The organism is Fibrella aquatica (assembly GCF_041321135.1).
In the GTDB taxonomy this organism is placed as follows: domain Bacteria; phylum Bacteroidota; class Bacteroidia; order Cytophagales; family Spirosomataceae; genus Fibrella; species Fibrella aquatica.
Map to the genome: position 1 here is coordinate 511,344 of NZ_JBGGWF010000004.1, position 24,129 is coordinate 535,472.

14 protein-coding genes are annotated in these 24,129 nt (G+C 51.5%); 10 read left to right on the forward strand and 4 right to left on the reverse strand.

What is annotated here, in order from left to right:
- Positions 1 to 123 precede the first annotated feature (123 nt).
- The 3 genes from ACAW87_RS12975 to ACAW87_RS12985 all read left to right on the forward strand — a co-directional run bounded on the left by ACAW87_RS12975 (position 124) and on the right by ACAW87_RS12985 (position 7,315).
- Positions 124 to 3,546, forward strand: a complete 3,423-nt coding sequence (locus tag ACAW87_RS12975; protein ID WP_370723821.1) for a DUF7133 domain-containing protein — start codon at positions 124 to 126, stop codon at positions 3,544 to 3,546.
- A 437-nt stretch (positions 3,547 to 3,983) separates the two neighbouring features.
- Positions 3,984 to 6,314, forward strand: a complete 2,331-nt coding sequence (locus ACAW87_RS12980; protein WP_370723822.1) for a metallophosphoesterase — start codon at positions 3,984 to 3,986, stop codon at positions 6,312 to 6,314.
- Between the two features lie 209 nt (positions 6,315 to 6,523).
- Positions 6,524 to 7,315, forward strand: a complete 792-nt coding sequence (locus tag ACAW87_RS12985) for an SDR family NAD(P)-dependent oxidoreductase (RefSeq protein WP_370723823.1) — start codon at positions 6,524 to 6,526, stop codon at positions 7,313 to 7,315.
- Between the two features lie 6 nt (positions 7,316 to 7,321).
- Here the strand turns inward: ACAW87_RS12985 and ACAW87_RS12990 are convergent, their stop codons facing one another.
- A complete protein-coding gene (locus tag ACAW87_RS12990; RefSeq protein WP_370723824.1) occupies positions 7,322 to 8,215 on the reverse strand; it encodes an NAD-dependent epimerase/dehydratase family protein in 894 nt (297 codons plus the stop codon).
- Between the two features lie 103 nt (positions 8,216 to 8,318).
- Positions 8,319 to 9,401: an SDR family oxidoreductase gene (locus ACAW87_RS12995; protein WP_370723825.1), complete on the reverse strand. Its 1,083-nt coding sequence runs from the start codon at positions 9,399 to 9,401 to the stop codon at positions 8,319 to 8,321.
- 168 nt (positions 9,402 to 9,569) lie between these two features.
- Between ACAW87_RS12995 and ACAW87_RS13000 the strand changes: the two genes are divergently transcribed.
- The gene (locus ACAW87_RS13000; protein ID WP_370723826.1) at positions 9,570 to 10,493 is read left to right on the forward strand and encodes an EamA family transporter; all 924 of its coding nucleotides are present in this window, start codon (positions 9,570 to 9,572) and stop codon (positions 10,491 to 10,493) included.
- Between the two features lie 3 nt (positions 10,494 to 10,496).
- Positions 10,497 to 11,108 carry an AlbA family DNA-binding domain-containing protein gene (locus tag ACAW87_RS13005; protein ID WP_370723827.1) on the forward strand — a complete coding sequence of 204 codons (612 nt, stop codon included), beginning with the start codon at positions 10,497 to 10,499 and terminating at the stop codon, positions 11,106 to 11,108.
- A gap of 101 nt (positions 11,109 to 11,209) precedes the next feature.
- Here ACAW87_RS13005 and ACAW87_RS13010 read toward each other — a convergent pair whose 3' ends face one another.
- On the reverse strand, positions 11,210 to 11,824 hold the full coding sequence (locus tag ACAW87_RS13010; RefSeq protein ID WP_370723828.1) for a deoxynucleoside kinase: 615 nt from the start codon (positions 11,822 to 11,824) through the stop codon (positions 11,210 to 11,212).
- Positions 11,825 to 11,960: 136 nt separating this feature from the next.
- Between ACAW87_RS13010 and ACAW87_RS13015 the strand changes: the two genes are divergently transcribed.
- Entirely contained in the window at positions 11,961 to 12,914 is a 954-nt protein-coding gene (locus tag ACAW87_RS13015) for a sugar phosphate isomerase/epimerase family protein (protein WP_370723829.1), read from the forward strand.
- Positions 12,915 to 12,921: 7 nt separating this feature from the next.
- Here ACAW87_RS13015 and ACAW87_RS13020 read toward each other — a convergent pair whose 3' ends face one another.
- Positions 12,922 to 16,209: a carboxypeptidase-like regulatory domain-containing protein gene (locus ACAW87_RS13020; protein WP_370723830.1), complete on the reverse strand. Its 3,288-nt coding sequence runs from the start codon at positions 16,207 to 16,209 to the stop codon at positions 12,922 to 12,924.
- A gap of 621 nt (positions 16,210 to 16,830) precedes the next feature.
- Between ACAW87_RS13020 and ACAW87_RS13025 the strand changes: the two genes are divergently transcribed.
- The 4 genes from ACAW87_RS13025 (at position 16,831) to ACAW87_RS13040 (ending at position 24,020) form a co-directional block, all read left to right on the forward strand.
- Positions 16,831 to 17,427, forward strand: coding sequence for an RNA polymerase sigma factor (locus ACAW87_RS13025; protein ID WP_370723831.1), 597 nt, complete (start codon positions 16,831 to 16,833; stop codon positions 17,425 to 17,427).
- A gap of 59 nt (positions 17,428 to 17,486) precedes the next feature.
- Entirely contained in the window at positions 17,487 to 18,566 is a 1,080-nt protein-coding gene (locus tag ACAW87_RS13030; RefSeq protein ID WP_370723832.1) for a FecR family protein, read from the forward strand.
- A gap of 222 nt (positions 18,567 to 18,788) precedes the next feature.
- Positions 18,789 to 22,202 carry a TonB-dependent receptor gene (locus ACAW87_RS13035; protein ID WP_370723833.1) on the forward strand — a complete coding sequence of 1,138 codons (3,414 nt, stop codon included), beginning with the start codon at positions 18,789 to 18,791 and terminating at the stop codon, positions 22,200 to 22,202.
- A gap of 6 nt (positions 22,203 to 22,208) precedes the next feature.
- The gene (locus tag ACAW87_RS13040; protein WP_370723834.1) at positions 22,209 to 24,020 is read left to right on the forward strand and encodes a RagB/SusD family nutrient uptake outer membrane protein; all 1,812 of its coding nucleotides are present in this window, start codon (positions 22,209 to 22,211) and stop codon (positions 24,018 to 24,020) included.
- Positions 24,021 to 24,129: the final 109 nt, after the last annotated feature.

Consider the following 24,129-nt stretch of genomic DNA (forward strand, 5'->3'; position numbering starts at 1 on the left):
TTTAACCAAGCACAGACGGTAAGGGTTGGCCCGTTTCTGCTTTACTGGGTACGTTACCAGTTCCTGGCTAAAACCAGAAAAGATAATTCACGAATACAGACATATCGCTGCTCAATACTTCGCATGAAATCACTCAAAACACCCCTGCTGTGGCTGGCTTTTCTGGCCATTGCCGTTGTCTCCTGTATAAAAATGGCGCCCGGTGGCGGCTCCAAACAGACAAAGTCTACAGCACTCGTCATTCGGGAAGATGCGACTAAGGGCCTTGCCAATGCCAAGGAAGTCCGTAGCAAAACTGCGCTGAAAGTAGCCGACGGTTTAGAGGTATCACTTTGGGCGTCGGATTCGCTGGCTCCCGACCCGGTTGCCATGTCGATAGATGACAAAGGACGGGTGTATCTGACGCGGACAAACCGGCAGAAAAATTCAGAATTTGATATTCGTGGTCACCGCAACTGGATGACCGAGTCGATCGGTTTTCAAACGGTTGAAGATCGCCGAAAATTTCTACGCTCCACCTTCGATCCTGCGAAGAGCAAAGAAAACGAGTGGCTGAAAGACCTCAACGAAGATGGCAGCCACGACTGGCACGACCTTGCCGTGGAGAAAGACGAGGTATGGCGGCTGGAAGACACTGACGGTGACGGCCTCGCCGACGTGTCGATGCGGATACTGAACGATTTCTTCGACGAAATTTCTGACGTTGCCGGTGGTATTCTGGTACGTGCCCAAGACACGTTTATTGCGATTGCGCCCGATATGTGGCGGCTGAAAGACACGAACGGCGACGGTGTGCTCGATCAGAAAACATCGATCAGCCACGGCTACGGCGTGCATATCGGTTTTGGCGGACATGGCATGTCGAACCCGATTGAAGGGCCTGACGGCAAAATTTACTGGAACATCGGCGACATCGGGGCCAACATCACCACGGCCGAAGGCGTGAATCATAAGCGGTCGAACGAAGGCATCATTGCCCGGTCGAACCCCGACGGCACCAACTTCGAAATCTTTGCTGGTGGCCTTCGGAACACTCACGAGTTTGTTTTCGACGAGTACGGTAACCTGATCAGCTCCGATAATGACGGTGACCACCCCGGCGAAAGCGAGCGGCTGGTACACGTGGTAGAAGGCTCTGACGCAGGCTGGCGCTCAAACTGGCAGTACGGCAAATACACCGATCCGAAGAACAACCTGTATAAGGTCTGGATGGACGAGAAGTTGTACACACCCCGCTGGGATGGTCAGGCTGCCTATATCATTCCGCCGATCATGAATTTTCACAACGGCCCCACGGGTATGGTCTACAACCCCGGAACGGCGCTGGGATCGGCCTGGAAGAACAAATTTTTCCTGGTTGAATTCGTAGGAAACCCCGCCCGGTCACCGATCTGGTCGTTTGGTCTGAAGCCAAAAGGCGCTTCGTTTGTGCTTGACGGCGAGAAAAATATCCTGTCGGGTCTGCTACCAACCGGTATTCGCTTCGGCCCCGATGGTGCTCTGTACGTAGCCGACTGGATCAACGGCTGGGATACCAAGAACTACGGACGCGTCTGGAAAATGGACGTAACTGCCGATCAGAATGACCTTAAAGATCTGAGGGCCGAAACAAAACGGTTAATGCAACTGACGTACTCAACCCAAACCGTTGATTTACTGTACACGCTGTTGAGCAACCCAGATATGCGTATCCGGCAGAAAGCACAGTTCGAGCTGGCTAATCGGGGTGCTTCGGGTGCCGCCATGCTGAACAAAGCGATTGCCCAGACTACGAGTCAGCTAGCCCGTATTCATGGTATCTGGGGTCTGGGACAACTGGCCCGGCAAGACAAAACGTATGGCAAACCACTGGTTTCATTGCTGACCGACAAAGACCCCGAAATTGTGGCGCAGGCGGCTAAAGTAATCGGCGACGAACGGCTGGCCGAAGCGGGGCCGACGTTGCTGCCATTGCTGGCGAGCCAAAACCCACGGGTCAAGTTTTTCAGTGCACAGGCGCTGGGTCGTATCAATAATCAGGCGGCGGTTGACCCATTGCTGGCGATGGTAAAGGCCAACAACGACGAAGATGTATACCTGCGTCATGCGGCGGTGCTGGCCCTGTCGCGCGTTGCCAATCCTGATCAGATGGCGGCGCTCGCTAAAAGCCCCGAGAAATCACTGCGGATCGCGGGTGTGCTGGCCTTACGCCGCATGAAGAGCGATAAAGTGGCCCTTTTCCTGAAAGATAGCGACGAGTACATTGTTACCGAAGCGGCCCGCGCCATCAACGACGACGAATCGATCCCGACTGCCCTGCCTCAACTGGCGGCTACACTCGGCGAGAAACGATTCACGTCAGAGCCTCTCCTGCGTCGGGCCATCAACGCCTGTTTACGCGTGGGTGGCAACGAGCAGATCGGCAAAATGCTGGAATTTGTGAAGCGCACGGATGTAGACAAAACGCTGCGGGCCGAAGCACTGGCAACCCTGAGCACCTGGGCTAACCCATCGGTGCTTGACCGGGTCGATGGCCGTTACCGGGGCGCTGTGGAGCGGAACCCACTGGCGGTTAAAGCAACCATGCAGCCTTTTGTAAACGAGTTTTTGCAGGATTCGGAACCGGCGGTCCTCGTAGCTACGGCTCAGATGGCCACGTCGCTCAGCCTGACGAATGCCAACGAACAGATGAGCAAACTGCTTCAGGAAAGCAAGTCGCCGGAGGTACGTGGTGCTATGCTGACAGCCTTGAACAGCCTGCGTTATCAGGGCATGGAATCTGCGTTGAAGTTAGGCATGAGCGATGCCAACGCCGATGTTCGGACGGTGGCGCTGGGCCTGATGGGCGGGCAGAACCTCTCGTCGGCGGCCCTGACCGATATGGCTAAAGCCATTTTTGAGAAAGGCACCGAAAAAGAACAACAGCAACTTATTCAGGTGTTGGGCAAGATGCCGGTGGCCAATACCGAACCGATTCTGGCGAGTTTAATTGACCGGACAGCCGCGAAAACATTACCTCCAAGCCTGTCTCTTGACCTGAATGAAGCCGTCGACGCCAGTAAGTCAGCCACGCTGATTGCCAAGCTTGCCCCGTTCCGCTCGACCGGAATGACGGTAGCTGATTACCAGGATGCTTTGTTTGGCGGAGATCGGCTGGCGGGTCGGCGTTATTTCATGACCAACTCAACCGGGCAGTGCGTGCGTTGTCACGCCATTGGCGGTCAGGGCGGCGAAGTAGGCCCCTCACTGACCAACATTGGCAATGTGCTCACCCGCGATCAGCTACTGGAAGCGTTGATTGAGCCGAGTGCCCGATTGTCGCCTGGTTATGGCTCGGTGATGCTCACGCTGACCGACGGCCAAACCGTCAACGGAATTTTAATGCAGGAATCGAGTACAGAGTTGGTGCTTAAAACGACCGAAGCCGAACCGCTGAAGGTAGCTGCTTCACGCATTGCCAAGCGGGAGAATATGCCTTCGAGCATGCCGCCGATGGGTTATTTACTCTCGAAACGCGAAATCCGCGACATGGTCGAGTTCCTGGCTAACCTGAAAGGCGGGCGATGAGTGAGGGGTGAAGGGTGAGGAGTGAAGGGTGAAGGGTGAAGAGTGAAGGGTGAAGGGTGAAGGGTGTTGCTTTCGCAAGCGTAATACTCTCACGAAAGCTTCACCCCTCACCCTTCACCCCCTCACCCCTCACCCCTCACCCCTCACCCCTCACCCTTCACCCTTCACCCCTCACCCCTCACCCCTCACCCCTCACCCCTCACCCTTCACCCCTTCACCCCTCACCCCTCACCCCTCACCCTTCACCCCTCACCCCTCACCCCTCACCCCTCACCCCTCACCACTTTGGCACGGTCTTTGTAAAACTACTTAATACCCATAAATGAGCCGAATTGACGGCCTCACAGTACACACAAAACTCGGTAAGCCCGCTGACTCTCGTTAGCGGGCTTCTTTGTTTGGCCCTACCTTTGCGCATTCTGCAACAATCTCAGCGCATGAAGCCATCACTACGCCTTAATTGCCTCATCCTCTTCCTGATTACCCTTCCCGGCCTGGCTCAGAAAATCACTCGTGGCCCTTATTTGCAACGTATAACGCCAACGAGTGTGGTAGTCCGCTGGCGCACCGATCAGCCTACCGACAGCCGGGTACGTTACGGAGTAGGCCTCACACAACAGGTAATTTCTCCCACAGTAACTACTGAGCATGCCGTTTCACTGACCGGATTACAACCGACAACACGTTATGCTTACACCGTAGGTACGTCGACCGCTGATCTGTCGACGAATGATGCTTCTTATTTCATCAAAACAGCGCCCGCTTTTGGGTCGAATACACCCGTTAGGTTCTGGGTCTTGGGCGACTTCGGTACGGGGTCAGACCGGCAGCGGCAGGGGTTTGAGGCGTTCAAGACGGCATCGGCCAACCGCCCGCCCGATCTGTGGGTGTGGCTCGGCGACAATGCCTATTCCAATGGAAAAGATGACGAGTTTCAGCGCACCGTATTTGATTATTACCCCGAACAACTGCGCAACCTGCCTTTTTACGCCACCCCCGGCAACCACGATTATCACGACGACGTCAACGATTTCAATATCCCTTATTTCGACCTGACTACCCATCCAAAAGAAGGCGAAGCCGGGGGCGTACCGTCCGGTTCGTCGGCCTACTACGCCGTTGATTACGGCCCTGTCCACCTGATTTCGCTGGATTCGTTTGGCAATGAAGCAGGGAAACACCGTCTTTGGGATACTACTGGCACGCAGGTTCAGTGGTTAAAACGAGATCTGGCCGCCAACAAAAAACCCTGGACAATCATCTTTTTTCACCACCCGCCCTACAGTCAGGGATCGCGTAACTCGGATACGGAGCAGGACCTGATTCTGAACAGGGAACGGTTGACACCCATTTTTGAGCGCTACAACGTCGATCTGGTCATGAGCGGACATAGTCACGTTTACGAGCGTACCTACCAAATGCGCGGTCATCGGGGACTATCAACCACGTTCGACAAAAAAATATACGCCGTCGATACTACCAACGGCCGGTATGATGGCTCGCCCAACTCCTGCCCGATTGTTCAAAAAGACGGAAGTCTGGTCTACATTGTCAATGGCTCGGGGGGCGCTAATACGGGGCGGGCACCAAATTATCCGCACCGGGCCATGGTCTACAGTTATACCGACGAAGGCGGCTCAATGCTCCTCGACGCGTCTGAAAATCGGCTCGATGCACAGTGGATTGCCCCCAGCGGCGTGCGCGACCGGTTCACGATGCTGAAGAACGTCAATCGTCGTCAATCGTTTTCGCTCAACTACGCCGATACGCTGACCCTAACCGCGTCGTGGCCGGGGAATGCCATTGCCGGCAACGGAGAAGCCGCCCGATACGCCTGGTCGACGGGGCAAACCGAGCGCACGATCAAGACGGTGAATCAGTCAGGTACGTTCCGGGTGACGGACGGACAGGGCTGCCTCACGGATGAGTACACGGTAACGCTGACACCACGTCCCAAGCTGACGACCAACGCATTGGCATTGCCAGCCTACTGCCCCGGCAACTCAGTGACGGTAACGGCCACGCCCGAAAATACCACCGCTGCCAGCACCTGGACATACGACGTTCAACTTTCCGATGTGTCGGGCAATTTCACTACGACCCGCATTATTGGCTCAGGTACGTTGCCTTCATTAACCGTCACGCTACCCGCCGATCTCGCTCCGGGCACCGGTTACCGCCTACGCCTTGTGCCCCGCGAAATCACCTACGCCGAATTAGTGGCCGGACCAGCCTTCGCGGTTCAGTCGCTACCCACGGCTTCGGTTACGGGGTCGGTAACAGCCCTGGCTGGCCAGCCGGTGTCAGTTAGCGTGAGTCTGACCGGCGAAGCGCCCTGGCAACTTGCGTTTTCTGATGGCACCTCATTCACCGCTACCTCACAACCGGCTTCCATACCGTTCGCTGCGTTGGCTGCTGGCGTCACCCGGCTCACGTCTGTGTCGAACCAGTGTGGCACCGGGACCATTCTCAACGCTGGTGAACTAACGGGTTTACTACCGACCGCTGTTGAACCCGCCGCTGATCGCATTCAGATGTACCCAAACCCAACCTCTGGTCAGCTATGGATTGAGTTTCTGAAAACGGAAACCCAACCGATTAGTCTGGATGTATTCGACAGTCGGGGTAGTCGGGCTTATTCGCGCCAACTAACCAACGGAACAATGCCTGCTCGTATGGCCATACCACTGGAGCAAGCGGGATTATATGTCGTGCAGGTTCGGGTTGGCAACGAGCTGTTTATCAAAAAAATCCTTCGCCAGCCGTAATGCACCAATACATACGATTTGCGATTTCACTGCGGAGTTCTTTCAGCTGACCTGTCACCAAATCATGGGTGCATCCCTCACTATCTTTGATGATCGGTGAACAAACCAACCTCGGGGCTGCTTCTGAAATCGAGAGGCTCTTTGGCCTTTATCATCATCTACTTTTACTTACCCTCATCGAATAAGCAACCTGATTCGGGTTCATAGCTATGAAAGAACTTCCGGTAGAACACAGCATTTTAGACCTGTTCCGGCTGCACGGGCAAACGGCACTGGTGATAGGTGGTAACCGGGGGCTGGGTTTGGTGATGGCGCAGGGGCTGGCCGAGGCTGGCGCCAACATTGTTATTGCTGCCCGCGACGAAGCAGCTAACCGTCAGGCAGAGGAAAATCTCAAAGCGCGCTATGCCACCGAGTGTACCAGTCTGGTTTGCGACGTCACGAATGAGCAAAGCATTAAAGCCGCCGTTAGCCAGACCGTCGATCTGTTCGGAAAAATCGACATTCTGATCAACTCAGCGGGCATTAACACGCGGGGCGCTATCGAAGACCTTTCGCTCGATGATTTCAACCGCGTACAGCAAGTTAATGTAACCGGCACCTGGCTCGCCTGCCGCGAAGTGGTGCCGGTGATGAAACAGCATGGCTACGGCCGGATCATCAATATGGGTTCGATGCTGGCGCTGACGGCCCTCCCCGAACGTACGCCCTATGCCACCAGCAAAGGGGCCATTCTGCAACTGACCCGCGCCCTGGCTTTGGAAGTGGCCAAAGAAGGCATCACGGTCAACGCCATCTTACCCGGCCCGTTCGCAACCGAGTTGAACCTACCCCTGTTGAACGACCCCGAAAAGTATCAGGCCTTCATCAATAAAATTCCGATGGGGCGCTGGGGTGAACTGCACGAGATTAGCGGCGTTGCCCTGTATCTGGCCAGCCGGGCCTCCGGGTACGTTACCGGGGCCTGTTTCTCCGTCGATGGTGGCTGGGTAGCTCAATAAGTGTCACTACTCCCCTTTCACGTAATTCTTCCAGTTGTGTTGCTCTTTAAATCCCAGCACCTCCCGGATTTTACGATTCGAGAACAACGCTTCGTGTTCACCCATTTCGCGCGTGATGGGGACGTTGGGAAAGAACCGTTCTGCCAGTTCTTTACTGGGGATAATGGCTCCGTTATGATCGTTCCCCGCGTTGAAAATCTGAAAACCAAGATTGTCTTTTTGCAGGCATAAATCCACGATCTGACCCAGATCACGCGCATCGATGTAGCAGAAGGCATTCCGGCGTCGCACCTCGGGGTTGGCAAAATAGTGAGGAAACAGTTCCGCGTATTCGTGCGGTTCAATCACATTGCCAATCCGCAGCGCGTAGATATCGACCCCTGACCGTCGCTGAAAGCTACGTGCCGTTTTTTCGTTGACCACTTTCGACAAGCCATAACTATCCATAGGGTCAACGTCATAGTCTTCTTCGAGCGGCAACACGTGCGGATTGGTTTGGCCATCTGAAAAACAGATGCCGTAGGTGGTTTCCGAAGAGGCGATAATGATCTTTTTGATGCCCATTTTTACCGCCGCTTCAATCACATTGTAGGTGCCAATGGTATTGACCCGGAACGTTTCATTATCCGGTTTGAGTAGGATTCTGGGCACGGCCGCAAAATGGACTACCGCATCAAATCTGGGTACGCCAGTACCGGGCTCCAGTTCATCAAAGTTGGCATATGAACTCATGGCATTGAACACTTGTCCCGAATCCGTGATATCAACAACCAGGTTGTCTACGCCCAGGTGATTCAACGGCGTCAGGTCTATGTTCAGCACCTGGTGCCCCTGCTCGAGCAAATAGGGAATGACGTGCTTGCCCGCTTTCCCTGATCCGCCTGTAAATAAAATCCGCATTTTAGTTATGTGTTATCCTCATTAATACTGATTCTGTATGGTTTGCCTCCTCTGTAATTGAGCGCGAAAATTTCGTTCTTGATTTCAGAGAAAGCACACTGCATTAGCGTCTATCTGAGGCCGGAATGATCTTCTCGGCGCGCAGTTGATCGAACAGCTCGAAAAACGACTCGTCGGTGCGCTGATAGACCGTGAAGCCTAACTTACGACTTTTCGACATATCGGTCATCACTTCAATGGGCCGTCCCAGATCGAGATCGGTGTGCCAGGCCGATGCCAGGCGGTTCAGATTGGGTTCGACCAGTTGATGCTGAGTGGCAATCTCCTGCCAAAGTGGACCATCATTTGCCATTTCGTTTTCCAGCGGGTGAATCGTGCCTTCAAATCCAACAGAATCAAGTCCAAACGAATCGGCCAGCTGTTCCCATAGCCAGCTCCACCGGAAAACATCGCCATTAACCACGTTGAAAGCTTCATTCTGAGCGGCTTCGGTGGTAGAGGCCCAAATAAGGTGTTTGGCCAGTACACGGGCGTCGGTCACGTCAGATAGGCCTTCCCACTGGGCTTTAGAGCCCGGCCAGCGGAAGGGCCGTCCGGTTTGCTGGCAAAGCGTTGCGTATACGGCCAGGGTAGTGCCCATGTTCATCAGGTTACCCACCGCTTTCCCAATTACCGTATGCGGCCGGTGAATGCTCCAGGTGAATCCATCACGGGCGGCAGCGGCGTAAACCTCGTCTTCCTGCGCGTAGTAAAAATTCTCGATATCCAGACGGGGGTGCTCCTCCCGAACGGGCGTTTGGGGCAGAAAGCCATCCTTAGCGTAGGCATCGAATGGCCCCAGGTAATGTTTCAAGCCCGTCACCAGCGCAACGTGCTGTACCGAGTGTTTGGGAGACAGCACGTCCAGCAGGTTGCGGACCATTGTACCGTTTACGCGGATATTTTCGGCTTCCGTATCGTTCCGCATCCAGCTCGTAAAAAACACGTGCGTAGGCGCTACATCGGCCAGAGCGAGCCGTAGGCTTTCTGGGTCAAGCAGGTCGGCGGCAATCGGTTGTAGGTCTGTAATAGCCTGGTTCGGGTTGCGGGCCAGCCCGTAGGTGGTCCACCCTTGGGCGATCAATTCGTGGGCGAGGTTACTGCCGGTGATTCCACTGGCACCAACAACTAAAGCAATGTTAGACATGATTTTCTGAACGTTGAAGAAAAGAGCGATGAAGGGGATATACCAACCTTATCGTCACTAGAGTCAACACGGCGAGTTTGGATAAGTTCTTTTTTAAGTACGGCTTCGTTGACCAGAATATGCGCTGATTTGGCACTATTCCGACTGATGGTGCATTAATAGGGTATTATGGCTTTTTCTGTTTCCCCGGCCCACGCCACCGTAAGCAGCGGCACTCGCCTTTGGTTATCGCTGGCCGCCGTGTATATTCTCTGGGGCTCAACGTACCTGTTTATTCATTTCATGACCGAGCAGATGCCCCCGCTCTACATGGCATCGATGCGGTACATTGTGGCCGGTAGTATTCTCTACGCCTACGCCCGATTCACCGGAACAGAACGCCCAACGCTGGACCACTGGAAATCAACGTCTATCATTGGCTTTTTCCTCTTAACGGTTGCCAACGGAGCACTTACGATGGCCCTTCAGTATATTCCGTCAGGAGTGGGTGCATTGCTGGGCGGTTTGTTACCCATTTTTCTATTGTTCCTGAACTGGGTCTCGTTTGGTCAGGTACGTCCCAAAAACCTGTCGCTGCTGGGTGTGGCGGTTGGCTTCACCGGTATATACTTACTAATTAAACCCGACCGGATGGTCAGCCAAAGCGGAGCCGATGCCAACCTGATCGGTACTGCACTCGTAGCGCTGGGTAACCTGTCGTGGGCGGTAGGTACGTTGCTGACACCCCGCCTGAAGCAACCCAACCAGACACTGGCTAGCGGTATGCAGATGTTACTCGGCGGTATATTCCTGCTGATTATCAGCCTATCTGCTGAGCCTGTTCACGTATTAAGCATTCTGGATGCACCGCCGAAAGCCCTGGGTTCGATGCTGTATCTGGTAATTTTTGGTAGCATCATCGGCTTTTCAGCTTACGCCTGGTTAGCCCGTCATGCGCCGCCTGCCCTATTGGCCACCTACGCATTTGTGAACCCGATTGTGGCCGTGTTGCTTGGCGTTACGTTTGCAGGCGAAGTATTCTCGGCTCGTTCGCTGATTGGCGCAGGCGTGGCGCTTGTTGGCGTTACGCTCATGACACTGGGTAGACGCTAATTTATGGTTACTCTATCTGACCTGATCGCCCGGGGCGAAGGCACGCAGCTTGAGTTTAAAAGTACGCTGTCGACGCCCTACCGCATTGCCCGAACGTTGACGGCGTTCTCGAACACGAGTGGGGGTACGTTGCTTATCGGTGTGGCCGACGACGGAAAAATTGTGGGCATCGAGTCGGAATACAAGGAGATGGAAAAAATTGAGCGGGCTACTGATTTTCTCATCGAACCATCGATCACCATCAGTTACGAAACCCGCAGGCAAGACGGGAAAACAGTGTTGTTGCTCACCATTCCGGAAAGTGACGAAAAACCACACACCGCCCTGAATGAACGCGGCGACCGTACTATCTACGTCCGGCAACGAGATAAGTCGGTGCCCACAACCCGCCTGACGCTCGATATTCAGGCGGTAGACAGCAAGTTGTTGCAAACAACGGCCGTCAAAAATCTGCTTCAGTTTCTCAGGAAAAACGACAGCATCAGCGCCGAGCGACTGGCTAAACTGGTCAATATGTCGGAGTACCGGGCTACCAAACTCCTCCGCGAACTGACCGCTCAGGGCATCCTACTCATGGTCGACAAACCCCGCCCGGTACGCTATTCGCTGAAATGAGTTTGACGTTTGACGTTTTGGGTTTGACGTGCTCCGCTTACTTACCGGTTTGTAGTTAGCAGAGCACGTCAAACCCGAAACGTTAAACATCAAACTTATTTCTACACTTTCACCGATAACTGCCTGTCTATCATCGAAATTACGTGCTGTAAATCGTCGGGGCGGTTGGCGTAGTCGAGGTCATTGACATCGATAATCAATAAGTCGCCAGCGGCATAGGTCTGAGCAAAATCTTCGTACAATACATTCAAACTTTGCAAATAATCGGGGCTGATCGACTGTTCGAAATCACGGCCGCGCTTTTTGATCTGCCCCGTTAACTTAGGCAGTTCGGCACGAAGGTAGATCATCAGGTCGGGTGGGCGAACCATACCAACCATGTTATCGAACAGATTACGGTAGGTTTCGTAGTCGCGGGGAATCATCTTTCCTGTGTCGTACAGGTTTTTGGCGAAGATGAAAGCGTCTTCGTAGATCGTTCGATCCTGAATAATGCTTCGCCCGGATGCCCTGATCTTCTGCACCTGCTCGAACCGGCTGTTCAGGAAATAGATTTGCAGATGAAACGACCACCGGGCCATATCGCCATAAAAGTCAGACAGATACGGGTTTCCCTCCACTGCTTCAAAGAGTACATCCCAGCCGTAATGAGACGCTAAAAGTTGGGCCAACGTGGTTTTGCCAGCCCCTATATTTCCAGTAATGGCAATATGCATGAATGCGAGACGATGAAAGAGTACAAGTTAACCATCAAAAATCCGGCATTCAGACGGCTTTCGCAACCTAAAAAGCGAACCCTATCGGGAAATTGGTCCTGGTTGCGCCTTTACAGCCAGAACCACCACATGTATTATGTCTACCTCACGCCGCCAGTTTATTGAATCGATTGGGCTGGGCACTGCCGCACTCGCCACATCAACCGTTGCTTTGTCAGCGGCCCACGCGGCAGCGTTGCCCATGCCAGAGCAGCCAATGGCATCAGGGCTTATCGCCTGTAACTCATACACCTGGAATACGTTTTATAACCGGGCCGGAAAAACGTGGATGCAGGACCCCGACGCGTCGCTCCGTGATTTTGTGCAATCGGGCTTTACCGCCTACGAACCCGGTGTCGATTCGCTGAAGCAGGTGCAGGCGTTGGGGCCACTGCTAAAAAAGTATGGTCTGACCATGCCATCACTCTACGTGAACAGCTCGCTTCACCAAGCCGATGAAGCCACCAACTCCATTACCGCGGCATTAGCGATTGCCGACCTGGCCAAAACCCTGGGTACGCGAATCATCGTAACAAATCCCAATCCAATAAAATGGGGATCGGCCGACAACAAATCGGATAATGAACTGACCGAACAGGTACGTAACCTGGACCGATTGGGTGCTGAGCTCAGAAAACGCGGTATGATACTGGCTTACCACACACACGCGCCCGAACACCGGGCCGCCGCCCGCGAGTTTCACCACATGATGCTGGGCAGCGACCCGGCCAACGTAAAACTCTGTCTGGATGCGCATTGGGTGTACCGGGGCTCAGAGAACTCGCAGATAGCCTTGTTCGATGTGGTGAAATTGTACGGCGAGCGTATAGTGGAAATGCACGTCCGACAATCGAAAGGCGGTATATGGTCCGAGACATTCACGGCCACCGGAGACATTGATTACCCACGACTTATGACTGCATTGAGAACAATAGGGGTAAAACCGCTGATTGTCATGGAACAATGCCTGGAAACGGGTTCGCCCAATACCATGAATGCCGTGGAAGCACACCGGCAGGATCTGGCCGCCGCTAAAGTACTTTTCGGCTGATTGACAACTACTTTGCCACACTCACAGGCAACAACTGAACACACGAAATAGCCTGTCCGGTAGTAGAGATGCCCTGAATAGTGACCCGAAGTCTACGGGTAGTTCGGGAGAGCGTTACCGGTAGTCGAAGTTGACCCTCCGGGTTGGTCTCGGCCAATGGCTCCCAGACCAGTACGTCGCGTTGTTCAGGTACGTTACCACTGGTAGCCTTGCGCATCTGGAACGGTTGAGGCGAAGCGTAGCCTGGCACTTCGTAACGGCTGATTCCCTTCAGTTTGGCAAGGTCACGGGTTGTTTTTGTGTATAACGCAATGACACCCCGGCTCGAACTGGCCCCGTATATCGATGAGATAGCCCCGGTTTTCAGCACTTCAATACGTTCGATCGTTGACGGGGAAAAGGCGAGTAGCTGTGTCCCGTCGTTGTCATTGACAGGAAACCCATCCATCAGGAACAGCGGATTTTGCATTGTTGCATCGGCAGGTGCTTTGGGCGGCGGTGGACTAAAACTGGTCTGCGCCGCCACTTTCGCGTTCATGATTGACGATGCGCCCGGAAATTTCACCGAATAAGCGGTTCGTCCGTTCGTCAGCACAGGTTCAACCCGAATGCCCGCCACCTTCGCCTGGATCAGAAAATAGACATTTTCGAAGAACATCGTCTGCTCATCCAGCACGATTGTCTGATCTACCTGATTGTGCAAACTGCGTAACTGAACATCGGCGGGGCGTTCGTCAACCGGGCGTGTGGCACGGACAACGACCTCACGCAACTGACGGGCATCGGTCTGTCTGTAGAATGCGGAATCTGCCCGTTGCCGCTGCTGACCGGCCTGGATCAGCGATCGCCAACGAGCCAGCAAATTGGGAGTATCGGCCCAACCGGTCACTGTCCTAAACGGAGCAGACTGCTGGCCAAATGACACGGTTCCATTGATTGGCTTCCCCTTTCGATTCGTCAGCGTCACCATCAGGCGGGCCGTATCGGTTAGCGCGAGTTGGCTGACCTGAAATAGGCCGTCCGCAGTAGTCTGCACTGTCCGCTTCAGCACACCCTGCTTATCTGTCGCGATGACCTCTACAATAACGGGTAGTTTTTCCCTGGTCAGCACCCTACCGCGAAGCGTGATATCGGGGGTAATCGTAGCGGTGGCTGGGTACGTTACCCGACGACTCGGCATGGCGATGAGATGTCTCGGCAGGTCAGTAGCCAACGAATCGGCAGGAACCAGATCAGCATCGGTAATGGCAATAGACACCTGTGCCTGCACGGGTCGCCCAACTTCATCCTGCAAGACAACAAGCAGGGCGGCGGTATCGGTATCAGTTCTGGCTGGAGTATAGGTCACGCTGGCCTGAACAGGACTTGCCCGCTCCGGTACCTGCACCGATCGCTGAGACCAGATACGGCCAGTACTGTCCATCAGCGACAGTAAAGCGGTTCCAGATGGCCAGGTCAGGGTCGATAAGCGTACCGTTGTGCTTACTGCCTGTATGGGTATGCGTAGCGTATGTACCAGTTTCGCCCTTGCTTCGACCAACAGAAAGACAGCTGGAAAGCCGGTTTTCGGCCGAGCATCCAGCGTTAGCGTCAGTTGGGTGCTATCTAGTAAAACAGTCGTTCGATACGGTGCTCCCGGTGCCTCTACTATGTAACTCCCATCAAAAAAAGCGGCCTGATCCACCACCTTTGCCGGTTGATCCTGTGCAGGTTGGTCTACTGACTTTTCGCGGTGATTGACCACCCAGACCGGTCGCTCAAAGGCAGGCCCTCCCATCTGCCGATCAACATCGGTGTATGCCCTTAATGTATAGGTGCCCGTATACAAGGTATCGGACAAGCGAAAAACGCCTTCCGTTCGTCCGGTCTCAACTGGTAACCATTGGTGCTGTACGAGCGTATTGGCTGCCGACCAAAGTTCAACATTCAGCGCAGGGCCAACGCGGGCGGTATCGCAACGTTGAGATGGCGGATCCAGCACGTACCCACTCAGCCAGATTCGATCACCTGTGAGGTAGAGTGGCTTATCGATGTGTACAAACACAATCGGTGCCAGCCCCGCCGCTTCAACTTTCCAGCGTTGAACCAGTGAATCGAGCGTAGCTTCACCGGCCACTTGATCACTTGCTGGCTGGCTACGTTTCGCATTCGGTCGACTATTGGGTTGCTGGGCAGCCTCCGCCGTATTCCAATCGTCGGGCAGCGCAGTGGCCAGCCTGTCGCTGCTGAGATAGCCCACGGCATCGAAACCACGAGGAGCAACGATTTTCCCAGATACGGTAAACCCAATGGATTGTTGAGGTAAGACAAGCTGCGAAAAAGCATATTGAGCATCCCGGTACGGTGATTCACGCGAGGCGATCCGGGTGTAGAAAACTTCGAGCGGACTGCTGCTCACCAGCCATCGCTCGTGCGGCAACGCACCTGGCGTTATCTGCCCACCAACGTTAAACGGTTTCAGGTGACGCCCCAACTCACTGGTTAACATGGGAGGTGGGTTGGCCAGCAGTGGCCGGGCGGGGTCAGTCTGATACACCAGAAATCCCTCTTGTTCGTGCGTACCCGCTGCAAGGCTGGCCATCAGGTGACGAAGTGAACCCACATACGCCCTCTGTCGGTTGCGTTGCCAATCCTGCACCTGCCTGGGCGACTCCGGTTGCAACTCACTGAATAACGTTGTTCCGCCAAAAACGACTTTGCCGGTTCGACTTTGGCTTCGAAAAGCCGCCAGCGTGTAGGTCAGTTTATAGCCCAGTCCCTCGTTTCTAATGACCAGTGGCTCCCGGGCAGTGGCAATCAACAGTCCGCCAGACTCCTCGAACTGAAGCACTTCCGGATTGGTCAGCACACACTGCCGGGCAAACGGCGACGTTCCGATCAGGTCACGCTCGAACTGGTTGACCTGTCGGAGCCATACCTTATCTTTTTTTGCCGTTACAACCAGACCAGTCAGCATGTTCGCTACCGGAATTAGGGCAATAGCCACAGGATTAGGTGCTTTCTCAATAACCCGAATCGGCTGACGAACTGGCGTAAATCCGGTGTATGAAATCACCAGTTCGTTGGCTCCGAACGACACATTTCCCAATGTAAACCGGCCTTTTTCATCTGTCACAGTTCCCCGTGTGGTTCCATTCAGGTAAACGCTGGCAAAGGGAAGCGGCTGTCCGTCGGTAGCGTTGGTGATCTGGCCTGTAAGGGTAGCCTGTTGCACCACCTGCGCCCATACGGTCGCGTTGCCCGACCTGACGAGGAGCATGACTAGCAGGAGATAATTCAGCCCGATGCGGTTCATATGGCTTACCAAGTTTGATTGAATGTAAGCGCAACATAAATAGATTCCCCGAGCTACCCACTTTCGCCTTGGTACTGACTATGAAGGCATATATCTGGACATGGTGCAGCATATCCTGACAGCGGCATAGGCACATTTCCAGATTTTCTGGCACTCAATCAGAGTAAATGTTACTTAACTGTACATATAGCTACTATAAATCAACTATTCTTACCGCTCGTACTAAGACTTCTTGTGTAAAGGTTAATATAACACACTTTCTTGATAATTTCATAGTTAATACTGAATTAAAAATACTTGTACTTTGTAGATCAATACTTACGCTACACGATCCGCAGGGAATCGGCCTTTAGTCATACGCACTACCTATCAGGCTTCACGCGGTCATTCGCGCACCCTACGCTACCACCTTATTTTTGATACTAAAAGTGACCGTTTTTTTATAATTATCAGCAAAAATTACGCTTAAATAAAGTTCGTCTAGATGACTTGCTACATGTTCTAAGTCAAATTTTTACTCTTTTCAACTAAATTTTTTCAAGTGTTACAAAGGAAATAAATTAACTGCGGCACAAAAGCACCCCTTACTTCTAGTTGTTCTGAATTTATTATCCAATAATCATGAGTACTCAAACCATTGATCGCACCTTATGGACCGCTTACCGTGAGGGAGACAGACAGGCATTAGGTAAGTTAGCCGAGCGCTATTACCGTATGCTTAGACAATATGGATTAAAGTTCATGATCGACAAGTCGGAAGTCGAAGACTGTATTCAGGAGCTGTTTTTACAGCTTTGGCAAAATCGAATTCGGATTAATGACACCGATTCGGTGAAACACTATCTTTTAAAATCGTTGAGGCATCACATTTTACAATATATACGAATTCAAAAAAGAAAAGTCTACGAAGAATTTGACTGGAATACCTTTCTGGGTGAAGACATCGACGCTGAAACCTTGCTGATCCAACAGGAATCAGTTGATAGCCTTACCAAAACGATAAGCGCTCAAATGGCCGCCTTACCAGCTCGCGAACGCGAAACGCTGTATTTGAGGTACTACCAGAACTTGTCGATACCAGAAATTGCAGAAATCATGGATGTGAATCGACAATCGGTTTCCAATTCACTACAAAAAGCACTCAATAAACTGCGTTCTAAGTGGTTACACCCAGTATTTGTACTTTTTTATGTCATTATTAATAATTTCTTAGCTTAAATAAGGGTATAACCAGCGACGTACTTCATACTATCATCAAAAATAGTAGAAAAGTACTAATGGACTCGTTACCCGAATCGCTTACGAGCATTGAAGACTTTCTGGAAAATGCCGCGTTTCGGACCTGGGTTAGGGAACGACGCCCGGAAGATCAGTTGTATTGGCAACAGTGGCTTGTCCTGTACCCAGAGAAAAGAGACCTCTATGAGCAGGCAGTAGTAACCCTGTTAGCCATCCAGGCAACAGAGCAACCCGTATCTGACGCTCAGGTACGTGCTAAAGTGATGCAGCTCTTCAATGACCCTGCTCGACCATTTACACCCGAAAGACCCATTTTTAGTTGGCATTATGGCCGTTGGGCTGTTGCTGCCGCCCTACTGTGCTTGCTCTTTATCTGGCAATTAGGCCAGCCAACCATCCATTTTTTCCGGCAGTCGCGCGTGCCGCAGGAACAGCTAACTGACAGGGGAGGCTGGAAAATTGTGAAAAACATATCGGGCCAACCCATGGTGGTGCTATTACCCGACAACTCCTCCGTTCTTTTATCAACGGGCAGTCAGCTTCGGTTTCGGAAGCAGATGAACCAGGCATTTCGCGAAGTTTTCCTTCAGGGTGAAGGCTTCTTTGAAGTGGCAAAAAATCCGTCCAGGCCATTCGTCGTTTACACCGCGAGCCTGACCGCCAGGGTGGTAGGTACAAGTTTTCAGGTACGTGCCTTCACCGCAGAGCCTTCTGCACAGGTGCGCGTAAAAACGGGAAAAGTCACCGTATCGTCTACTCAAACACCAGCAGATACGATCCTGCTCACTGTGAATGAACAACTCAATTTAGGGCCTGAATCTCAGAAGCTTATAAAAAGCAAACCCTCCCCTACACCGGCTGATTCATCTGCACTCATTTCGCAACCATTGACCTTTAACTACGCTGCCGTTTCAGGCATATTTGATCAGTTGGAAAGTAGTTATCATATGCCTATCGACTATGATCGAACCCTACTTAGTCAGTGCACTTTTACCGGTGATCTAAGTGACATGCCTTTTCTGGAAAAAATTCGTCTTATCTGCCTTACTATCGACTCTTCATTTGAACTTGTCGATAATCAGATCATTATTTCTAGTAAAGGCTGTAAACCAATGTAATCTAAAACCCCTGCTCAATATGATGTAATAACTACGTCTTTGCAACTAAAAAATGGCGCACGACTTCTCAGAAAGTCTAGACTCAGTTTAATAAATGTGTCGAATAGACATGTTTATTTCCAATTAGAAATGTTTGTCTGAATGCAAATTTTTAACCTGAAGACAATTACCCAAAAAAATATGTACCAAATTTTATTCAACCGAACTATTTGGACCAGGATTATGAAAGTGTCAAGCGTGCAGATTCTGCTTGCGCTTATCCTGACCAATATCAACTTTGCCTTTGACGGTAAAGCTCAGGAAATACTAGACCGGCGTGTCAGTATTTCAGCACAGAATCAAGATGTTGAAACGATTATCAAGCGAATCGAGAAACAGACTGACGTGCGTTTTTTATTCAGCCGTGAAATTGCTCAATCGCAACGGAAGATCAGCTTCGAGGCAAAAAACGAGCCTCTTTTCTCGGTGCTCAAACAGATTCTGACACCTCTGAATCTGGGTTATGAGTTAGCCGGTAAGCAAATTGTCATCAAGCGCGTGTTGGCTCCGTCGGTGATTCAGCAGCAGAGCAACGCTACCGAGTCACTAAACGAAGCTAAAGACACGCAGGTTTCTGGTCGTGTCATTGATGAAAGCGGACAGGGCTTACCCGGTGTAAACGTTCAAATCAAAACAACAACCCGAGGCACAAGCACTGACGTGAATGGTAACTATAAGTTGACAGTTCCGGACAATGCCGTCTTGGTGTTTTCGTACATTGGTTTCATCACGCAGGAAGTAACCGTTGGCAACCAATCGACGGTTAACCTTACGCTTGCTTCAGATGATAAAACGCTCAATGAAGTAGTAGTAGTAGGTTATGGTACTCAGCGCAAGCGGGATGTAACAGGCTCTGTAGTTTCGGTTACCGAAGCCACGCTTAAGGAAGTACCGGCTCCTAACCTGCTCAACCAACTCAAAGGCCGGGCGGCCGGGGTGTCTATTGTCAGTAATGGCTCTACGCCCGGTAGCCAGGGAAGTATCCGTATCCGTGGTAACCGCTCGCTGACAACTGGTAATGGTGATGGTCTCGACGGTCCGCTTGTGGTGGTTGACGGTATTCCGTTTGGCGGTTTGAATGATATTAACCCGGACGACATTGCTAATCTCGAAATCTTGAAAGATGCTTCAGCAACGGCCATTTTTGGCTCACGGGGTGCCGGTGGTGTTATTCTGATTACGACCAAGCGGGGTAAAGTTGGCAAACCAGTCCTGTCATATGACGGCTACCATGGCGTGACAAGCATTATGGGTAAGTACAATGTCATGAACGGACAACAATACGCAACGTTCAAGGAACAATCAGCAGCCCTGAACACACAGGGAGCCGGTACAACAGCGTATCCCCTTACGGAAGAAGAGCGGGCCAATCTGGCCGCCGGTGTTTCTACCGACTGGCAGGATCTGTTGTACAGACAGGGCTTCAACACAAGCCATCAAATTGGGTTGCAGGGTGGCGTTGAGAATACGCAGTATGGTATGGGTATCGGTTATTTCAACGAAACAGGTATCATGCCGAACCAGGATTTTTCGCGTATGAATATTCGGGCCACTTTAGACCAGAAAATTGGCAAGCGGGTGAAAGTAGGCTTAAATACTATCAATACACTTACCTATAGAAATGACCCTGCGGGTGGAGGTGTTCCGACGGAACTGGTGCGTTTATCACCACTAATTAGGCCTTATGAGACTGACGGTACGCTCATCTTAAACCCTAAACGAGGAACGATCGAAGCACAGGCGGTAACTCCACTCACGCTCATTACTCGTGGTGACGATATTCTTTCGCAAGAGCGGGCAATCAGAACCTTCAATAGTTTGTATGCCGAAGTTGGCATTTTAGACGGGCTACGCTATCGATTTAACGCCGGTCTAAACTATAGTCAAACTAGTTTCAACGGATACGGGCCACCAAATACATTCGTGAACACGGGTGTCGATCAAAGTGTATCCAATGCTGACATCAGAAATACCGAGTATTGGGACGTGAACATGCAGCATTTGCTTTATTATGATAAAACGTTTGCCACAAAACATCGGCTTGGCCTGACGGCTTTGTATGAAATTACCAAAAACCATAATTTGGGCAGTAATTTCAACGTGAGGGGGGTACCTGCCGATTACATCAAAACAGCCAATTTCTCACTGGCTTCCGGGCAGCCTACGGGTGGTGGTAGCTTTGCTGAGACTGGTCTGGTTTCGTACATGGCCCGCTTGAACTATACATTCAATGACAAGTACGTGCTGACGGCTACGTTCCGTAGAGATGGTTCCTCTACCCTATCACCAGGTAATCAGTATTTCAACTACCCGGCCATTGGTTTGAGCTGGAACGTTATTGAGGAACCCTTCATGAAAAACGTGCCAGCTTTCTCGAATCTGAAAGTACGCGGAGGCTGGGGTATTTCAGGTAACCGTAACGTAGGTGCTTATGCCACCCTGGGGGCACTGTCGACGGGATACTACAACTTCGGAACAACGGTGGCAGGACAGGCACTTGGCTACACCGTGACTCAGTTACCGGCCTCTGATTTGGGCTGGCAGTCTACGGCTCAGTCAGATATCGGTTTAGAAGTCGGTTTATTCAACAACCGTATTACCGGAACATTTGATGTGTATTATCAGCAAACTAAAGACATCCTGCTTTCGGTAAACCTTCCACAAAGTAACGGGGCTGGTTCTACGCTGAAAAACCTGGGTAGAACTGAAGGCCGAGGCTTTGAATCATCGCTGACGTTCGACATTTTCAGAAATAAAAGCGGTTTCAACTGGAGCGCTGATGTATTGTACTTCTTCAACCGGGAAAAAATTACGCAGTTAACAACACCGCAGGAATTAGACAATAAAGGCAATTTTTGGTTTGTTGGTCAGCCACTCACCGTCATTTACGACCACAATAAAATCGGTATCTGGCAACAGGCAGACCTCGATAATGGCTCGCTGACAGCTCAGCGATCGCCGGTGCAGCTTCCGGGCGAAATCCGGGTTGAAGATGTCGATAACAACGGTGTTATCGATGCCAATGACCGGAAGATCATCGGCAATTTCCAGCCCAAATGGGAAGGAGGTTTGACCAACCGAATCAGCTACAAAGGATTCGATTTGTCGGTTGTGACGTTCGCCCGCATGGGAATGAAAGTAGTGGTGCCCTATCTGTCAGGTACGTCGGGTGGTGGCTCTGGTTTTGGCTTCCTAAACCAGGGACGTTCAAACCAAATCATGATGGATTACTGGACACCGGAGAACCCAACCAACGCGTTCCCAAGACCTGATGCCGGTGGTGGCGTTCGGAACTTTACATCGACTACGTCGTATCAGGATGGTTCTTTCATCAAAATGAGAAGTATCAACTTAGGATACACAGTTAATGCTGCCGCCCTGCGGAAGATCGGTGTCACCTCAGCCCGCATCTACCTGAACGCGACCAATCCTTTCATCATTTATTCGCCATTAGTAAGAGACAAACTGGTAGTTGACCCAGAAGGAAACGGCTATGGTAATACCGTTCAGGGAGGCAATTTCAACCGTTTCGTTACAGTAAACCTGAACAACCCACCGGTTCGTCAATTCACACTGGGCGTCAATCTTAAATTTTAAGTCAAGATGAAAAAATTACATATTTCACTCATTGCCTTCACGTTATTGACCAGCCTGGGCTGCGAAAGTATACTGGAAGAGAAGCCTCAATCGCAGATTGTGCCTTCGTTTTTTGAGAGTCCATCTGGTGTTTTGGGTGGTATTGCCGGTGTGTATAATGAAATTCGCGGCCAATGGGGAACCGAAGGATTCTCTACAGAAATGCAGGCTGGTACCGACGAATTCATTCAGGGTGCGAGTAGTGGTGGCGGCCCTGTACATACGTTCAATGGCCTGAACAGCAGCAACTTCGGCTCAGCTTGGGGATCAGCGTTTACGTCGATCAATACCATCAATGGTGTATTGAAGTTTGGGCAAAATATTGACCTGCCAGTAGCTACAAAAAACCAATATCTGGCGCAAGCCAAATTCTTGAGAGCGTTCTGGTATTTTTATTTGGTGCAAACGTGGGGCGATGTTCCCCTGAGCACTGAGTTTATCACTGTTCCTTCACAGAGCGCCAAAAGAGATCCAGCGTTAGACGTGTACAAGCTTATCATTCAAGACTTGACTGAGGCTGCCGCTGCTTTACCGGATAGACCGACCGCTCCATTTTTGGGCAAAGCAGCGACCAAACCTGTCGCTTTGTTTTTCCTGGCCAAAGCCTATTTGACTCGTGGATGGCTCACCAATTCGCAGGCAGATTTTGCAGAGGCGGCCAAAATTTCAAATGATATTATCGTTGCTAAATCAACCTATGGTTTAGACTTGTGGCAGGATTTTGGTGACGCTTTTGTGCCTGCAAACGACTACGGTAAGGAAACCATGTTTGTGAGCGACCACTCAAACGATGCCAAATACGGTTACTATAGATTGGGTTCGGGAGAAAGTGGTGGTTTTGCCAATAACTTGACCCCATGGTTTACAAACTGGAACTATCCAAACAACAGCGGTATCAACTCGTTTGTTAATGCCTCTGGTACGTTGGTAAATTCTGGAACAGCAGGTATGGTGCGAGATTCTTACTACGGCCGCCCATACGCACGTATTCGCCCAAATAGTGTAAAGCAGACATCTGGCGAGTTCACCGGCAAAAATTACTTTCTCGACCAAGCTTTCGTAAAGCGCGACGTAGACTCAAGGTTTGCGAATACGTTCTACACGGTCTACATCTCTAATACAGCCATAACGAATCCGGCAACAGCAGCTAACAATAGACGCGGGATTGGTTACACGATGCAGGTCGGCGTTGACACGGCTGTGTGGCTACCAGATTTTGAAGTGGTAGGCGCGCCGCAATTCGTTGGAACCCGGCCTTTCAAAGGCATCGTAGCCCCTCCGAGCACGTGGAATTCCAATTTGTACCCTGCTGTTAAGAAACATATGGACCCGAGCCGTGGCACTAATTTCAACGACCCTTCAACCCGACCCGTGGTGCTTACCCGCTTCTCGGAGGTTTATCTGGTGGGTGCAGAGGCATATCTTATGGCCGGTAACAAAGCAAAGGCTGCTGAATTGCTGAATGTTGTTCGCCAACGCGCCGCTTTCCGCAAAACAAACACCGCCGCTCAGAATACCGCTGCCGCAACCGCAATGACGATTACCGCCAACGATGTAACGGTTGATTTCATTCTGGACGAGCGTAGCCGTGAATTTTTTGGCGAATGGATGAGAAATCAGGATCTGGTTCGTACCAAATCATTGGTCCGTCGTGTGCAAGCCTGGAATCGTGAGGCAGCTCCCTACGTCAAAGACTTCCACGTGCTAAGACCAATTCCTCAGTCGCAGATTGATCGTACGGTTGAAGGACCTAAGTTCCCACAGAACACAGGTTACTAATAGACCATAGATTTTTAGTCCATAAAAAAAGCGGAGGCTACTGAACAGTAGCCTCCGCTTTTTTTATGGACTAATTCGCTCACTAACAGAGTCTGTTACAATCAGAAAT

Excerpts from the sequence above, each read along its gene's own strand:
- ACAW87_RS13030 (WP_370723832.1), top strand. The coding sequence starts at position 17,487 with ATGGACTCGTTACCCGAATCGCTTACGAGCATTGAAGACTTTCTGGAA.
- ACAW87_RS13005 (WP_370723827.1), top strand. The coding sequence starts at position 10,497 with ATGGTTACTCTATCTGACCTGATCGCCCGGGGCGAAGGCACGCAGCTT.
- ACAW87_RS13020 (WP_370723830.1), bottom strand. The coding sequence starts at position 16,209 with ATGAACCGCATCGGGCTGAATTATCTCCTGCTAGTCATGCTCCTCGTC.
- ACAW87_RS12990 (WP_370723824.1), bottom strand. The coding sequence starts at position 8,215 with ATGCGGATTTTATTTACAGGCGGATCAGGGAAAGCGGGCAAGCACGTC.
- ACAW87_RS13025 (WP_370723831.1), top strand. The coding sequence starts at position 16,831 with ATGAGTACTCAAACCATTGATCGCACCTTATGGACCGCTTACCGTGAG.
- ACAW87_RS13010 (WP_370723828.1), bottom strand. The coding sequence starts at position 11,824 with ATGCATATTGCCATTACTGGAAATATAGGGGCTGGCAAAACCACGTTG.
- ACAW87_RS13035 (WP_370723833.1), top strand. The coding sequence starts at position 18,789 with ATGAAAGTGTCAAGCGTGCAGATTCTGCTTGCGCTTATCCTGACCAAT.
- ACAW87_RS13000 (WP_370723826.1), top strand. The coding sequence starts at position 9,570 with ATGGCTTTTTCTGTTTCCCCGGCCCACGCCACCGTAAGCAGCGGCACT.
- ACAW87_RS12980 (WP_370723822.1), top strand. The coding sequence starts at position 3,984 with ATGAAGCCATCACTACGCCTTAATTGCCTCATCCTCTTCCTGATTACC.
- ACAW87_RS12985 (WP_370723823.1), top strand. The coding sequence starts at position 6,524 with ATGAAAGAACTTCCGGTAGAACACAGCATTTTAGACCTGTTCCGGCTG.
- ACAW87_RS13040 (WP_370723834.1), top strand. The coding sequence starts at position 22,209 with ATGAAAAAATTACATATTTCACTCATTGCCTTCACGTTATTGACCAGC.
- ACAW87_RS12975 (WP_370723821.1), top strand. The coding sequence starts at position 124 with ATGAAATCACTCAAAACACCCCTGCTGTGGCTGGCTTTTCTGGCCATT.
- ACAW87_RS12995 (WP_370723825.1), bottom strand. The coding sequence starts at position 9,401 with ATGTCTAACATTGCTTTAGTTGTTGGTGCCAGTGGAATCACCGGCAGT.
- ACAW87_RS13015 (WP_370723829.1), top strand. The coding sequence starts at position 11,961 with ATGTCTACCTCACGCCGCCAGTTTATTGAATCGATTGGGCTGGGCACT.